This window comes from Devosia pacifica, assembly GCF_014652635.1.
Taxonomy (GTDB): domain Bacteria; phylum Pseudomonadota; class Alphaproteobacteria; order Rhizobiales; family Devosiaceae; genus Devosia; species Devosia pacifica.
Map to the genome: position 1 here is coordinate 216,676 of NZ_BMZE01000002.1, position 14,007 is coordinate 230,682.

The following is a 14,007-nucleotide window of genomic DNA, read 5'->3' on the forward strand; positions in this document are numbered from 1 at the left end:
TCCCGTATTTGGCGCGCGTACGCATTGCCGGTCTGGCAGCTAATTTTGAGTGTTGAACCAGTCGAGAATTTCGGAACCGGTCATCATTGCCACGCCCTCATGGCGCAAGATGTAGTCGTAGAGCATCTCAAGGTACTTGATGCGGTGGGGCGCACCCGTCAGATACGGGTGAATGGAAATCGCCATGACGCGGGGCTGGTCCGCTCCCTCAAGATACAGCTGATCGAACTGATCGACGCCACGCCTGAAGATTTCGTCCGACCGATGCCCCTGGACAGCCGTCATTACCACATCGTTGATTTCAAGCGTGTAGGGAACCGAGACGATCGGGCCCGACTTGGTGCGTATTGCGACGGGCTGATCGTCAAAACACCAGTCACACACATATTCGATGCCTTCCGCTGCGAGCAGATCGAGGGTCTCGATCGTCTCGGTGAGACCTGGGCTTTCCCAGCCTCTCGGTGCCGCGCCCGTCAGGTCCTTGATGGCGGCCATCGTGTCGCGAATTGCCTGAGCCTGATCCTCCACCCGATGCATTGGCTGTTGGACGAAACCATGTCCGACAAAGTCCCAACCGGCAGCATGGGCGGCACGGCAGGCGGCCTCATAGACGCTGCAGGCCGAGCCATTCACCGCAAAGCTTGCGCGCAGATTGCGCTTCGACAACACCTCGAGAAACCGCCAGAAGCCGACGCGCATACCGTATTCGTGCCACGCCCAGTTCGGAACATCCGGCAGGAGCGGCTGACCCATTGGCGGCGGTAGAACGGCGCGCGGCATCGGCCCGGCAGGCGACCAGTTCTCGACATTGACGATGGTCCACACCACCACACGCTCCCCGTTCGGTAAACGCAGTTTGGGGCGGTCGACGATGGGCGAATAGTCGATCCGATCCCGGATCCGGCTTGGGTCGAACTCTGTCATGGGGTCTCTTTAGCGATATCGGCGGAACACACTGGTTATGGTGGCGTCGCTGTGCTCGTTCGCCACCAAAAACGCCAACAGCAGGCGCGCCTTGGTAGCAGTCAGCGCGCCGGCAGGAATAAGTCCTCTTTGGCGCAGATCCTTTTCGGACCCCGCAAAGCCATACGAGTTTTCAAACACCGGGCCTGCAGGCACACGCGACGTGAGGACGATCGGAATGCTGCCTGCGACCGCCTCAAGAGCAGGCAAAACCGCGGCAGGGACGTGCCCAGCGCCCATTCCCTCTATCACCAGGCCAGCGTATCCGAGGTCTATCGCACATTGAATGAGGTCGCCGTCATCGCCCAATCCCAGCTTGATGATGGCGATCCGCTTCAGTTCCGGCATCGGCCCCAGGGTTGGCAAACGGTCAGGACGCACCAGAATGCGAACCTGATTTTCAATGACTGCTCCGAGCGGGCCTGCCGAAGGGCTCGCAAAGGCCGAGGGCAAGGCTTTGTGGGATTTTTCGACAAAACGAGCGGCGTGAATTTCATCGTTGAGCACGACAAGGGTCCCGAGGCCCCGCGCCTCTTCGCTTGATGCGGTTGTGACTGCAGCGAGCAAGTTAGCAGGCCCGTCCGCGCCGGCAGCACTAGCGCCGCGCATCGCGCCGGTGACGACCAAGGGGATTTCGCCGTGGTACGCAAGCTCGAAGAGGAACGCAGTCTCGTCGATTGTGTCCGTCCCCTGAACAATGACAATGCCATCGGCGCCCTCTTCAAGGACGGCCGCGATGCGTTGCGATACAGCCCGTATATTGTCAAAGCTCAACGACGACCCGGGCACCAGGAACGGCGTCTCGACCGTCAGATCGGCAATGTCCGCAAGCGACGGAACACTTGCAATCAGATCATCACCGCTGAGGGTAGGCACAAACCCGCCCTGCGGCTCCGGCATCATGGTGATTGTGCCGCCAAGAACGATGATATGAACGCGTGGCAGTGCTTTGGACGTCAAGATGCGATTCTCTATTGGCATAAGGGGTAATTCGTCAGGTGTCCCGGGCGAGCCGGATGACTTGATCTGACAGCATGCCGCCCGGTTGAGCCAGCTGTTCGAGGATCGAAAAGTGATCTTCGTCGCTGAGCGGCAAAGCGCGCCCTGTGTTCTTGGCCTGTTGCCACGCGCGCGCATATTCTTGCGACTGGCGCTGCAGCTCGGGCAACTCGCCGGTGCCGTAGGCAACCACCAATGGTTTTGCCGAGCGTGTGATGGTGTGGATCGGGCTGAGCGCTTCGACATCGGCTTCAGTGAGGCCGAGCTTGTCATTCAGCCCTCCCAGCCGGATTGGCTCGAGATCGAAAATTCCCGAAATCGCCAGACCTGCATCGACCGCGGGAAAAGACAGCGCAGTGGCCGCCAGATGACCGCCGGCCGACCAGCCGGAAACAACAAGCCGGTTCTTGGCTACGCCGAAATTCGCGCCCTTGGTCCGCAACAAGTCGAGCGCCGTCGCGACCTCGTCCTTGATCTGGGTGAGACGCGCTTTCGGGGCCAGGGTGTAACCGATGACTGCGACGTCAATGCCTGCGGCCAGCACGCCTTCGGCCATGCAGGAGAACACCTCCTTGGAATTGCGCTGCCAGTAGCCGCCATGGATGAAGACCAGGAGCGGTGCGTTGGCGAGACCGCAGCGGAAAATGTCCACTTTGTTGCGCTCACCCGGACCATACGCCAGATCAATCAGCTCTGGCATGCGCGCACGCAGCGCTGCACTTCGTCTCGTCCAGTCTGCAATGAAGTTGCCGCTGGCGGCTACGGCGCCGGTGTTGTCGTAGGCGATGTCGAGTTCGGGTCGCCCCATTCCCCGCCAAAGCGCAGCCTTCGTCGGTTGCGCCATGTCTAGCTTTGTCACGCTGCCACCTTCGCATGATGGCTGTGCAGCTTGGTCGACAGCGAACGGCGCAATTCATTGAATTCGCCGCTAGAAACGTCCCGTGGCCGGGGCAGGTCAATTGCGATGTCGTTGTCGATCCGACCGGGGCCCGCGCTCATGACGATGACTCGCTTCGACAAAACGATCGCTTCTTCGATCGAGTGCGTGACGAACAGAACCGTCAGCTTGGTGCGCTCCCACAAATCCAGCAACTCGTCCTGCAACCGCTCGCGCGTCATAGCATCGAGCGCCCCGAAGGGCTCATCCATCAGCACCACCTCGGCCTCGTTGGCAAGCACGCGGGCAATCGCCACACGCTGCTTCATGCCGCCGGACAATTGGTGCGGATAGACATCGGCAAACCGTTTGAGACCGACGAGATCGACGAAATGATCGACCGTCTCCTTGATCTCGCGGCGCGGGCGTCCACGCGATGCCGGCCCGAACCCGATATTGTCGCGCACGGTCAGCCATGGAAACAGCCCATAATCCTGAAACACCATGCCGCGCGAGGGATCCGGCCCCTTGATTGGCTGGTTCCACATCAACACTTCGCCGGTCGTGGCGGTCTCGAACCCGGCGACGATCCGCAGCAGCGTGGACTTGCCGCAGCCCGATGCGCCGATCAGGCACACGAACTCGCCTTTATAGATTTCGAGGTTCGCATCATGCAGCGCCTCGATGCGCTGGCCCTGCATCTCGAATGTCTTGCCGACATTATTCAGCGTCAGGATCGGCGGAGTTGGTTCAGACATGGTTGGGGCTCCAGGACAGTAGCTTCCGCCCGATCATCAGGACGATCCGGTCGGAAATGAAACCTGCAACGCCGATCGCGATCATGCCGCAAATGACGATCTCGGTGCGGGAGAGCTGGCGCGCTTCCATGATGATCGCGCCGAGCCCGGTCGGCACGCCGGTCATTTCGCCGATGACAATGATCATCCACGCAAAGCCGAGACCGAGGCGCAGACCGGTAAAAATCGCAGGCAGGGCAGCCGGCAGCACTACCTTGGTGAACTGCGCCGATGGCGAACAGCCCAGCATGCTGGCGGCTTCGAACAGGCGCGGCTCAACCGAGCGCACCCCAAACACGGTATTGATCAGGATTGGATAAAAGGCGCCCAAGAACACCAGAAAGACTGCGGAGGTCGGGCCGATGCCGAAGATGATCATCGCAAGCGGCAGCCACGCGGTAACCGGAATCGGCCGCATGATCTGCAGCAATGGATCGAATGTCTGGCGTACCAGCGGGACGCGTCCGATCATCAGGCCGAGCGGCAAGGCCGCAACAACGGCGAGGAAGAATCCCCCATAGACCCGGGATACCGATGCGATCACATGGGTCAGCAGCGTGCCGCTGAAGAAATCGTTGCGGATACCGCCAACCGCGAGGTCCCAGAAGGCCAGCGCCACCTGGTGGGGCGGTGGAATGAGGCTATAGGCCTGCCATGACGTTGCGAAGTGCCATCCGATCAGCAGCAAGATCGGCAACACCAGCGCCAGAAGCGGTTGTTTGAGCCGCGTCCCATCGAAGGCGAACTGCCTTCGATGGGCCTTTGCGGCGGTCGGGTTTTGGGTCCGTTCAGCCGCAATACTCATTGGCCTAGACCTTTTGATTCAGCTCTTCGACAAAGCTGGTCGCGAACAGCTTGTCGAAATCGGGAAGAGCCTGGATCTGGTTCAGTTCGAGCATTTGCTCGGCGTAGGTCTTGGACTGCTCCAGCTCGGTTTCCCCGAAGTACCAGGTCAGCTCAACGTTCGGCACGGAGAGTTCGATCGCATCGCGCTGCTGGCCAAGCTTCATGACCGCCATTTCGGCCATCTCGTCGGGGTTGGCCATGGCGTATTCTGTAGCCTGACGGTGGATATCGAGAATGACGCTGACCAGTTCCGGACGCTCGGTCAGCGTGTCCTGATGAGCGCCGAAGATCATGTTGAGCGCGCCCATGGCCGTGCCATAGGGGTATTCCACAATCTTGCCGACGCCGGTGGCGAGGCTCACGCCGGGGGCCGGCTCGGCACCGACATAGGCGTCGACGTCGCCCCGTGCGAGCGCAAGGTGCATTTCGCTGAACGAGATACGGATGGGGGTGATGTCGGCGACCGACATGCCTTCCATGCGCAGGCGCTCGAGAATGAAGACCTCTTGCGTTGAGCCGGGCCAGATAGCGACCTTCTTGCCCTTCAAGTCGGCAATCGTGTTGATGTCGCTATCAGCGCCGGACACGACGCCCATGCCCTTGTTGCAGGCGCCACCGATCACGGCAATCGGCTCGCCGGCTGCGGCGCCGAGCGTTGCGGCCGCAATGCCGAACATGCCGAAATCGACGGATTTGGTGACGACGGCGTTCTTTCCCTCGGTCGGGCTCTCGAACGGGATGACTTCGACCCTGTATCCTTCTGGAGTGAACTGCTCATAAAAGTGCGGCGCAATGGAGTGGATCAGCTTGAGCGCGCCCATGCGGATGACCGTCTCGGACTGAGCCTTTACGAAAGGCATCGGCAAGACTGTCGCGGCGGCTGCCGTTGCGGCGGATGTAGCGAGGAATTTGCGTCTGTTCATCATGGCCCGTTCTCCTGAGCGGCTATGGTGGAAGCGTCTCCGGGCGGCTCATGCGGCGGTGCTGGTCAACAACTCGCGGCCATCGCGCTCCGATACAGAGAGCGTAGCGGCTAGAGCGTTGCCGTCTATTGCTTGTTTTTGATCGCCGTGTTGCAATATGAGCAACACCACCGAGGGTTCATCGCGATGAAACACCTTAAGACCTTGCGCTGCATCGAGGATGTCGCCAGTAGCGGGTCGATCAGAAAAAGCGCCGAGCAGCTTTCGCTCACCGCCTCGGCGCTGACGCGAAAAATCCAGGACTTCGAGACGGAGCTGGGTACACCGATCTTCGAGCGGATGCCGCAGGGCATGCGGCTTAACGCGGCAGGAGAACTCGTCCTGCGCCACATCAGGGCGCAATTATCCGACTTCGAGCGTTTGCGCTCGCAGATCGCCGACCTCTCAGGGGTCAGGCGTGGCCACGTTACCGTTGCCGTCAGCCAGGCGTTTGCGCACGGCCTAATCCCCAAAGAGATCGCAAGCTACCGGGCGCGGCATCCGCTTGTGTCGTTTTCGGTTCTCGTGCGTGACCACGTCCATGCCGTTCGAGCGGTCGCGGCATTCGAGGCGGATGTCGCGCTGGTGATCACGCCACCGCCGGCACCCGAATTTGAGCCGCTGCTTGTTATTCACCAGCCTTTGTGCGCGCTGATGAGCAAGGATCATCCGCTGGCGAAGGCAGAAACCGTACGCTTTCGGGATTGTCTGCAGTACCCCATAGCAATGCCTGGCCCCTCGCTTGCCATCAGGCACCACTTGCAAAGTGCTCTCGTGCGCGCCTCACTTCCGGTCAACACGGTAGTAGAATCGGATTCATTCGAAGTGCTGCGCAGCTATACCGGCGGCGAGCAGGTGATTTCTTTCCAGATTCGAGCCGGCATCCCTCAAGACAACAGCAATCTGGTCGCACGCGAGATCGACCACCGCGACATGCCACCGACGCAGCTCGTGCTCGGCCAGTTGCGCGGACGGTCACTTTCAGTCGCGGCATCCAAATTCGTTGATCAGATCTCGGGTAGTCTACACAGCCAATATGGCGTCAGGAGCGCGTGATCCGGCGATAAAGTGACAGGCTTTGCGGGGCGCCTCATACGAGGTCTTCTCACCGCTCAAGCGTCGCCGCGGGCAATGTGTTCATGGCAATCCAGTAGTGGAATGCACTCCACACGCCAATCAGCTGAACACTGACGATGGACCAACCAAGCGCCCGGTCTCCGGATGCAGCGAAAACCGTGTCGCTCAACACTCCAATTAGCGTTGGCCCCACACCCACGCCCACAACGGAAAAGGCGAACATGAATATCGCTGTTGCCATTGGGCGCATCGCCGGGTCCACCCGTCCATGCAGGAAGGCGAAGGTCGGCCCCCAGAATACGCTGGCCAATCCGATGGGCACCAGTAGACACAATAGTGCGGGAACGGTTGGCTCGATAATGGCGAAGGCGGCAGAAAAGGGCTTTCCAATCAAAATTGCCGCAACGACCATGCCCAAACGGAAGCGTGGGTTTTTCTGGCCAAATCTGTCCGCGAGTTGGCCGCTTGCCCAGGTGACAGCCCCGCCCAGAATTCCAGCGCTCAATGCGAGAAAGACGCCGGTCTGAATGAGCGACAGGCCGTGGGTCCGGATCATGAATGGGGCGTTCCAGGTAAGGCCGGCATGTGTCAGGACGGACGCGAGTGAAACCCCGATCAGGGCGTGGCGCAGCCCACGATCCCGCCAGATGGCATGCCAGGTTTGGAGGAAAAGGCTACCTTCCTGAACCCGCGCATCATGGTCGCGCTGCGGCTCACGAACAAAGACAAACAGGACCATCGAAAGGATGAGGCCTGGCACGCCGGCAATCAGAAAGGCTCCTCTCCATCCCAGAAGCTCGCCGGCAATGCCGCCGACCAGAAAGGCCAGCAGAACCCCGAGATTGGCACCCACGACAAAGCTCGCCATGGCCGAGGTGCGCCGCTCGGCAGGATAAAGATCAGAAATGATGGAATGGGCCGGCACGACCGCTCCGGACTCCCCGATCCCAACGCCGAAACGCGCCAGCATGAGTTGCCAGAAATTCTGTGCCGCTGCGACGGACAGCGTCAGAAGGCTCCACACAGCCGTCGTTAAGCCGATGATGTTGCGACGGCTTCCATGCGCGGACAGCTTGGCGATAGGGAAACCGAACAGGGCGTAAACGACAATCAACACGCCGCCCGACAGCAGGCCGAGTTGGGTGTTGTTCAGGCCGAACTCCTGCGAAATATCATCCAGCAGAATAGACAAGATCGTCCGGTCCATCTGGTTGACGGCGAGGATGGCGATCAGGATCAAGAGGACGGCGCGCGGGTTATTCATGTGGTTTGCCCAATTTCGAGAACACGAGCAGAACCCGCCGTCTCACTTTTTCCGCCAACCGCGTTCAGATCAACCCGCGCGCAAAAAGCGCCCCGCAGTCTGGGGCGCTTCGCACCTAATTGGGTCCGCAAAGGACGCTTGTTGCAGCGTCAGGCTTTCTGGGTCAGCAGCGCGATCCCGACCCAAACGAACCAGGCAATGTAGCCAAGTCCGAACACGGCACCGGCGGTATTATTGAGTGCCGGGATCAGGGTCAACAGACCGGATGCGCCAATCACAAGGCTGAAGTAACCGAGGGGTTTCGGCATCCTTGCGGTCCGCAGCATGGCGATACCCGCAACGAGCGCCCAAACGCCGCCAGCGATCTCATTGCCGCCGCCAAGGCCGTTTTCAACGCCCGAGAAAATCTGCCACATCAGCACGGCGCCTTCGGGGTCAGACGCATATTGTGCAGCGACGACTTCCTTGCCGACATTCGCTACCATACCTGCGCCGACCACCAGAGTTGCCCAGAGCGCACCGAAGACCTGGGTGAGGGTGGCGAGCGTTGGCGCATGTGGCTTGAAGATATCTGCGAGCGCGACAGCCAGCAGAGCAACCAGAAAGCCGTTCACCACATAGATGACAGTGTACCAGCTGGTCATAAGCGCCTGCTCACTGATCACGAAATCCACGACTGCTGCGGGATCGGCATCCGCTATGCCGTACCCGGATCCGGCTAAAACTGTGAGGAGGAGGATGAAACCGAAAATATAAGTGGCGGCTGCACCAAATCCGGCTATGGCGCCCCATTTTTGAAGAGAGAACATGTCTGTCACCTTTCTGTTTCAGGAGCGGCGAGATCGCTGTCCCCGTGTTGGAATGGTGTGTGTCTAGGCGACGGCTCTCCAGATGAGCATGACCGTTGGTTTCAACTTGTTGGCCTTGGGCGTCATGTTGACTAAGGTCCTGCCAAAACGAGGATGGTCAGGTGAAACGCGCAACAGTCGCCGCAGGATTGGTCCGCTCGCTCGCCGAATTTGCGGCACGTTCGGGATTGCACCAGACGGACATCCTTCGAGAGGTCGGACTGAGCGAGACTGACCTTGGCGATCAAGACGGCCGCATCGCCTTCGACACCTATCTCAGACTGATCGATGTGCTTATCGCGCAGACTGGCGAACCAGCTTTGTTGGCGAAGCACGCGGTTGAGACCCAACTCGAGAAGATCAGCGTCGTCGGGTTGATCGTTGGCTCCGCCGCCTCGCTGCCTGATGCAATGCAGCAGCTGAACCGCTATTCCACACTCATGGTGGATATCGACATTATGGAAAGTGGCCCGCGGTTCAGCGTGTCGCAGGAAGCCAGTGAAGTCTGGATCATCGACAACCGGCCCAATCCAAACCAAAGCCCGGCATTGACCGAGGCCGCTTTTGGACGGTTCATCGGCGAGTTCAGACGCAATCTTCCCGAACATCCGTTTGCGGTGCGGATTGAAATGACCCATGCCAAACCGGCACATGCGGACCAGTTGGAGCAATTGCTGCAATGTCCCATCACTTTTGGATGCACACGCAACGCGATGCAGATCGCACCGGAATGGCTTCTGCGCCCTTTCGAAAACACGTCTCGCTACGTGTTCGGCATTTTTGCCGATAAGGCGGATGCGCTGCTCAAGAACCTGGAAAAAGACGAGAGCATCCGTGCACGTGTCGAAGCTGGGCTGATGCCCGGACTTCACAAGGGCGAGGCCTCGATTGACGCCATCGCTTCCGAACTCGGCATGAGCCGGGCAACACTTTATCGCCGCCTCAAGCAGGAAGGCACGACCTTTGCCGAGGTCGCCGATGAACTGCGATGCCGCATGGCATCTGACTATCTGTCTGCCCGCAAGGTCTCTGTCAATGAAGCGGCTTATCTCGTGGGGTTTTCGGAGGCGTCCTCGTTTGTCCGCGCCTTCCGTCGCTGGACCGGTCAGACCCCGGCCGAGTATCGCGATCAATTGCTTACGGCTTCAGCCTGAAAGACCAGGGCCCGGCTCTATGTGTCCCAGCGACCGCAGCAACCTGACCGTGCTCACCTCCTGGGTGAACCACTCCACACACCGTTCACCGTCCGATCTGGCTCACCCCCATCGTGAGCTCAACACCTCGCGCGGGGTAGGGATGGTGTTCGACTTTCTGGCGGAGGGGCAGACGAGTGCGTGAGTTGGTTTTATCGCCTTAGAGGTCGGTATCGGTCACCGCCAGAACAGATCTGCCGAACCACAAGGTCGACCATGGGCGACCAACATGATACCGCTGTTGTTGGCGTACGTGTCCGCCTCTGATCGAGCATGGGAACCGTTACAGCAGCATTTGCGCGGGCCTTGGCGAGCGCAGCCGGGTTGAGATTGACCGAGGACGGAAGTCTGTTCGACGGCGATGAGCGTGTGCGTCAGCTTGAATGCGTCGGTGACCGGCTTACGGATACGGATTACTTCGACCTGACCGCCTGGATCGGCAGCAATCATCCCGATCGTGTTGGCCTGCCGTTCGCCTATGCCCTGGCCGTCGATATCGACAATCTGGGCGCCCTCGGCCTCGCAATGAAGACCGCGCCACGGCTAAGGGACACTTTGGAAAGGGCCGAGCGCTATTTCAGGCTGCTAACCGACACCGTGTCCTATCAGTTGGACGAAGGGGCCGAGCCAGCGCTGTTCATCCTTCGGCGGCAGACCAGCGAGCATCCTGCGCTGCACCTGCGCAACGAATGCGCCCTGTGTGGCTTTGGTCGTGTCTTCAAGCAGTTCGTCGGCCCTGATCTGTCCTACGACCTTGTGACCTTCCGACACGCAGCACCCGGGCCCATTGCGCGGTATGAAGATTTCTTCGGCGCCCCTGTCCACTTCAGCGCTGAGCGGAACTCTATTGCCATCCGTTCGGACATGCTGGACTTGCCGACACGGCTGGGTGATGCTGCCGTATCCCGCTTCCTGACCGAGCACCTGGACGCAGAGCTTGGCGCCGTGACATCCCCGGACAGTCTGGAGCGCGCCCTGGCCGAGCACCTTTCCGAAGCCCTCAGCAACGGCATACCCAAAGCCACCAATGTTGCCCGCGCCCTCGGAATGAGCGAGCGAACACTCTATCGGCGTCTGTCTGAGAGCGGACAGACCTATCAGGAGGTGCTGGAGAGCACGCAGCGTTCTCTGGCCGAACGCCTGCTGTCCCAGCCCGCCTTCTCAATTCCGGACATTGCTTTTCTCACCGGTTTTTCGGAGCAAAGCAGCTTCAATCGCGCCTTCAAGCGTTGGGTCGGCCAAACGCCCGGTGCCTATCGCAGGGCCACAAGCCCGGTCGCCTGACACCGATAAGAGACTGCCATTGCGGTCCCGTACAGTGTCTTTGGCAGGCTCGGCCAAAACCCTGGCAGTGTCGGCAAATACTGTAGACCTCGATCCGCATATTCCCTTGAACACCGCTTCAACAAGGGAGACCGAGCAATGCACACCGATCAATTCATCCTTGCAGCCACCGATCCAGTACGAGGCGGCAATCGCCTTGCCCTGATCGCGCCGTTGGCGTTGTCGCTACTGCTTTCTGCCAGCGCACTGGCCGAGGAGGGCGCGATCAGCTCAAACGGTGTTCAGATCCATTTCGTCGATGAAGGACAGGGCGAAACCGTCGTGTTCCTGCACGGCTTTGCCGGCTCCTCGGACATGTGGTCGGCCATCGGCCTGACACCAATGCCGGACTTCCGCACCATAGCCCTCGACGCGCGCGGTCACGGGAGCAGCGGCAAGCCGGACGATGCCAGTGCCTATGGCCTGACCATGGTTGACGATGTGGTGGCCGTGATGGAGGCCCGCGGCGTCACCAAGGCGCATTTTGTTGGCTATTCAATGGGTGCCGAAACTGCCCTGAAGCTTGCCGCTACCCATCCGGACCGCGTCGCGTCGCTCATCATCGCGGGATCCGGCTGGTCGGGTGACGCTGAAGCCGAAGCCTATGGCTTCGTCTCGGGTGCCTTGTCTGAAAATGAGACCTTCGGAAGCTTCATGGCAGCCATGGCGCCGCCCGACCAGGACATGCCCCCTGAAGCGCAGGCGGCAATGTTGGAATTGCTCGCCGCACACGGCATAGACCCGGAACAGCCAGCCCGGCCCCTCGCGGCTGTCGCTGCGGCGCTGCCCGAGATCATCGATCTCGATACTGCAGAACTGGCCTCCATCACCGTGCCCGTTCTCGGGCTCGCCGGCAGCGACGATCCTGAACATGACAATGTTGCCAAGCTGGCTGGACCGCTACCCGATTTCACCTTTGTCAGCATCGAAGGTGCCGACCACCTCATGGCACCGCTCAGCCCCGACTTTGCTAGCGCAGTCACTAACTTCCTCGGCAACTGACGCTCCGCGTCCGCAGCGGGCTGCCCGCACGCGGGAGACAACCATCATGAAACACATTGCAATCATCGGCATCTCCGGCAAGCTTGGCCAATTGATGGCTAAACACGCCCTGGCCCGTGGCTACCGGGTAACCGGCGTTTGCCGGCCAGAAAGCGTCAAAAAGCTCGACCCCTTCAAGGACCACATCACGGTCGTTGCCGGCGAAACGAGCGACGCCGACATCATCGCGAAGGCCATCAGGGGCTGTGACGGGGTTTTGACGGTCCTGGTGCCTTGGGGCACAGATGGCATGGCCACGAAGACGGCGCTGACTGTGCTCGAACGCGCCGACCCGAACGCCCGCCTGGTCTTCTCTGCCGGCTGGCATGTCCGTCGTGACGAGTATGACCGATACGCGCTCAGGGACCGCCTGACGACCTGGGCATTCGGCCGTCTCGCCCGTCTGACCGGCATGGCCGATATCCGTGACCATGCTCGGGCGGCGCGGCTCATTTTCGCATCCGATCTGGACTGGACCCTAGTGCGCGCCTCCGATCTCGAGGATGGCGACAGCGAAGGTTTGCCCGTCTGGTCACCGCATGTCGGTGACCCGGTCCTGCGGTCCAACCGCACCCGGCGCACCGATTTCGCCCTGTTCATGGTCAATGCCCTGACCGAAGACAGCCTGATCCACCAAGCCCCCGCACTGGTGAGCCGCGCATCTGCTTCCGCTCGCGCCGGCCACTCTGCCGTACAGCGGTCAATGGCCAGCACCCGGCCCACACCTGAAACTGGAGGACGACCATGAGAACCCAATTCACCCATGCTGACTTCAAGACGGCGCGTCTTGCGGGCCTGCTCTATCTCATCATTATCGTTTGCGGCATTTTCTCCGAAGTTGCCCTACGCGGCCCTCTGGTGGATTTTGCCAACGCAGGATCGACAGCCACCGCCATTCTTGGCGCTCTCGACGCCTACCGGCTCTCGATCGCGGCCGACATTGTCATGGCCATCGCCGATGCCGGACTTGCGATCCTGCTGTTCGTCTTGTTCCGTCCGGTGGCGCCGCGCCTAGCCCTGGCGGCGATGATCTTCAGGCTCATCCAATCGGTCATGATCGGCATCAATCTGATGAACATGCAGGCCGCGCTCTTGTTGATCGCGGGCGGCCAGGATCTGTCTGGCCTCGCATCCGGCACCGCGGAAGCACTGGCCCTGCTTTTCCTTAACATGCACGCACACGGCTATGACTTGGGCCTGATCTTCTTCGGCATCAATTCCCTGATGACCGGCGTGCTGATCTTGCGCTCAGGTCTGGTGCACAAGAGCATTGGCGTGGGCGTTGCCCTTGCCGGAGCCGTCTACCTGATGGGCAGCGGCCTGCGTTTTTTTGCACCCGAGTTCTACGACGTCTTTGCCTCGGCTTATGCCATCCCGGTGGTAACCGAAACGGCCTTCTGCGTAGCGCTCCTTTTGGTCGGCTTGCGTTCCCTTAGGACACAGGCGGCCTGATCCGCGCCCTCCGGGCCGGTCAACGACCGGCCTGATTTCACCAAACAGAAATGGAGACTTTTCGATGGCCTCACGAACGAAGCCCAGCGTCAACCGCCTTGTCGAGACGGCCATCTATTTCGACGACATCGCCACTGCCAGCGATCTCTATGACACGGTTCTTGGTTTTCCTGCCCTGGTCCGCGATAGCGCGTCGTTGCTTCGGTCTTCCTGCTATTCAAGCGGGGCGCTACCCTCTTTGGCGATCGCTGGAGCCTGATTATCCTGCGTTACGCCATGTACGGTCATGTATGAAATCGGCGGAAGACCGACATCTTCTATTCCGCATAGTTCTGCATGTCGTCAGTAATGCGAGGGCGACGGCA

General features: G+C 60.3%; 15 protein-coding genes. 7 read left to right on the plus strand and 8 right to left on the minus strand.

What is annotated here, in order from left to right:
• Positions 1 to 39: 39 nt before the first annotated feature.
• From IE127_RS08160 to IE127_RS08185, 6 genes are read right to left on the minus strand one after another with little or no spacing between them, the layout of a single operon-like run.
• Positions 40 to 924 carry a polysaccharide deacetylase family protein gene (locus tag IE127_RS08160; RefSeq protein WP_189425119.1) on the minus strand — a complete coding sequence of 295 codons (885 nt, stop codon included), beginning with the start codon at positions 922 to 924 and terminating at the stop codon, positions 40 to 42.
• Between the two features lie 9 nt (positions 925 to 933).
• The gene (locus tag IE127_RS08165; RefSeq protein ID WP_244640050.1) at positions 934 to 1,923 is read right to left on the minus strand and encodes an asparaginase; all 990 of its coding nucleotides are present in this window, start codon (positions 1,921 to 1,923) and stop codon (positions 934 to 936) included.
• Between the two features lie 34 nt (positions 1,924 to 1,957).
• Positions 1,958 to 2,821: an alpha/beta hydrolase gene (locus tag IE127_RS08170; protein WP_244640051.1), complete on the minus strand. Its 864-nt coding sequence runs from the start codon at positions 2,819 to 2,821 to the stop codon at positions 1,958 to 1,960.
• Positions 2,818 to 3,597: an ABC transporter ATP-binding protein gene (locus tag IE127_RS08175; RefSeq protein WP_189425123.1), complete on the minus strand. Its 780-nt coding sequence runs from the start codon at positions 3,595 to 3,597 to the stop codon at positions 2,818 to 2,820. The genes IE127_RS08170 and IE127_RS08175 overlap by 4 nt, the downstream gene beginning before the upstream one ends.
• On the minus strand, positions 3,590 to 4,441 hold the full coding sequence (locus tag IE127_RS08180; RefSeq protein WP_189425125.1) for an ABC transporter permease: 852 nt from the start codon (positions 4,439 to 4,441) through the stop codon (positions 3,590 to 3,592). The genes IE127_RS08175 and IE127_RS08180 overlap by 8 nt, the downstream gene beginning before the upstream one ends.
• A 4-nt stretch (positions 4,442 to 4,445) precedes the next feature.
• Positions 4,446 to 5,408 carry an ABC transporter substrate-binding protein gene (locus IE127_RS08185; RefSeq protein ID WP_189425127.1) on the minus strand — a complete coding sequence of 321 codons (963 nt, stop codon included), beginning with the start codon at positions 5,406 to 5,408 and terminating at the stop codon, positions 4,446 to 4,448.
• A 183-nt stretch (positions 5,409 to 5,591) separates the two neighbouring features.
• On the opposite strand from IE127_RS08185, the gene IE127_RS08190 reads away from it, so the two are divergent.
• Complete coding sequence (locus tag IE127_RS08190; RefSeq protein WP_189425129.1) at positions 5,592 to 6,500, plus strand: LysR family transcriptional regulator; 909 nt, start codon at positions 5,592 to 5,594, stop codon at positions 6,498 to 6,500.
• A 49-nt stretch (positions 6,501 to 6,549) separates the two neighbouring features.
• On the opposite strand, the gene IE127_RS08195 is transcribed toward IE127_RS08190, so the two are convergent.
• Both IE127_RS08195 and IE127_RS08200 read right to left on the minus strand, forming a co-directional pair.
• Positions 6,550 to 7,785 (minus strand): spinster family MFS transporter, encoded by a 1,236-nt coding sequence (locus IE127_RS08195; protein ID WP_189425131.1) that lies wholly within the window; start codon positions 7,783 to 7,785, stop codon positions 6,550 to 6,552.
• 149 nt (positions 7,786 to 7,934) lie between these two features.
• Positions 7,935 to 8,594: a DUF4386 family protein gene (locus IE127_RS08200; protein ID WP_189425133.1), complete on the minus strand. Its 660-nt coding sequence runs from the start codon at positions 8,592 to 8,594 to the stop codon at positions 7,935 to 7,937.
• Positions 8,595 to 8,755: 161 nt separating this feature from the next.
• Here IE127_RS08200 and IE127_RS08205 point away from each other — a divergent pair, with 161 nt between their 5' ends.
• The 6 genes from IE127_RS08205 (at position 8,756) to IE127_RS08230 (ending at position 13,901) form a co-directional block, all read left to right on the plus strand.
• A complete protein-coding gene (locus tag IE127_RS08205; protein ID WP_189425135.1) occupies positions 8,756 to 9,787 on the plus strand; it encodes an AraC family transcriptional regulator in 1,032 nt (343 codons plus the stop codon).
• A 312-nt stretch (positions 9,788 to 10,099) separates the two neighbouring features.
• Positions 10,100 to 11,110 (plus strand): AraC family transcriptional regulator, encoded by a 1,011-nt coding sequence (locus tag IE127_RS08210; protein WP_189425137.1) that lies wholly within the window; start codon positions 10,100 to 10,102, stop codon positions 11,108 to 11,110.
• Between the two features lie 138 nt (positions 11,111 to 11,248).
• The gene (locus IE127_RS08215) at positions 11,249 to 12,151 is read left to right on the plus strand and encodes an alpha/beta fold hydrolase (RefSeq protein ID WP_189425139.1); all 903 of its coding nucleotides are present in this window, start codon (positions 11,249 to 11,251) and stop codon (positions 12,149 to 12,151) included.
• Between the two features lie 46 nt (positions 12,152 to 12,197).
• The gene (locus IE127_RS08220) at positions 12,198 to 12,938 is read left to right on the plus strand and encodes an NAD(P)-dependent oxidoreductase (RefSeq protein WP_189425141.1); all 741 of its coding nucleotides are present in this window, start codon (positions 12,198 to 12,200) and stop codon (positions 12,936 to 12,938) included.
• Entirely contained in the window at positions 12,935 to 13,642 is a 708-nt protein-coding gene (locus IE127_RS08225) for a DUF4386 domain-containing protein (protein WP_189425143.1), read from the plus strand. Before IE127_RS08220 ends, IE127_RS08225 begins: the two co-directional genes overlap by 4 nt.
• 64 nt (positions 13,643 to 13,706) lie before the next feature.
• On the plus strand, positions 13,707 to 13,901 hold the full coding sequence (locus IE127_RS08230; RefSeq protein ID WP_189425145.1) for a hypothetical protein: 195 nt from the start codon (positions 13,707 to 13,709) through the stop codon (positions 13,899 to 13,901).
• Positions 13,902 to 14,007: the final 106 nt, after the last annotated feature.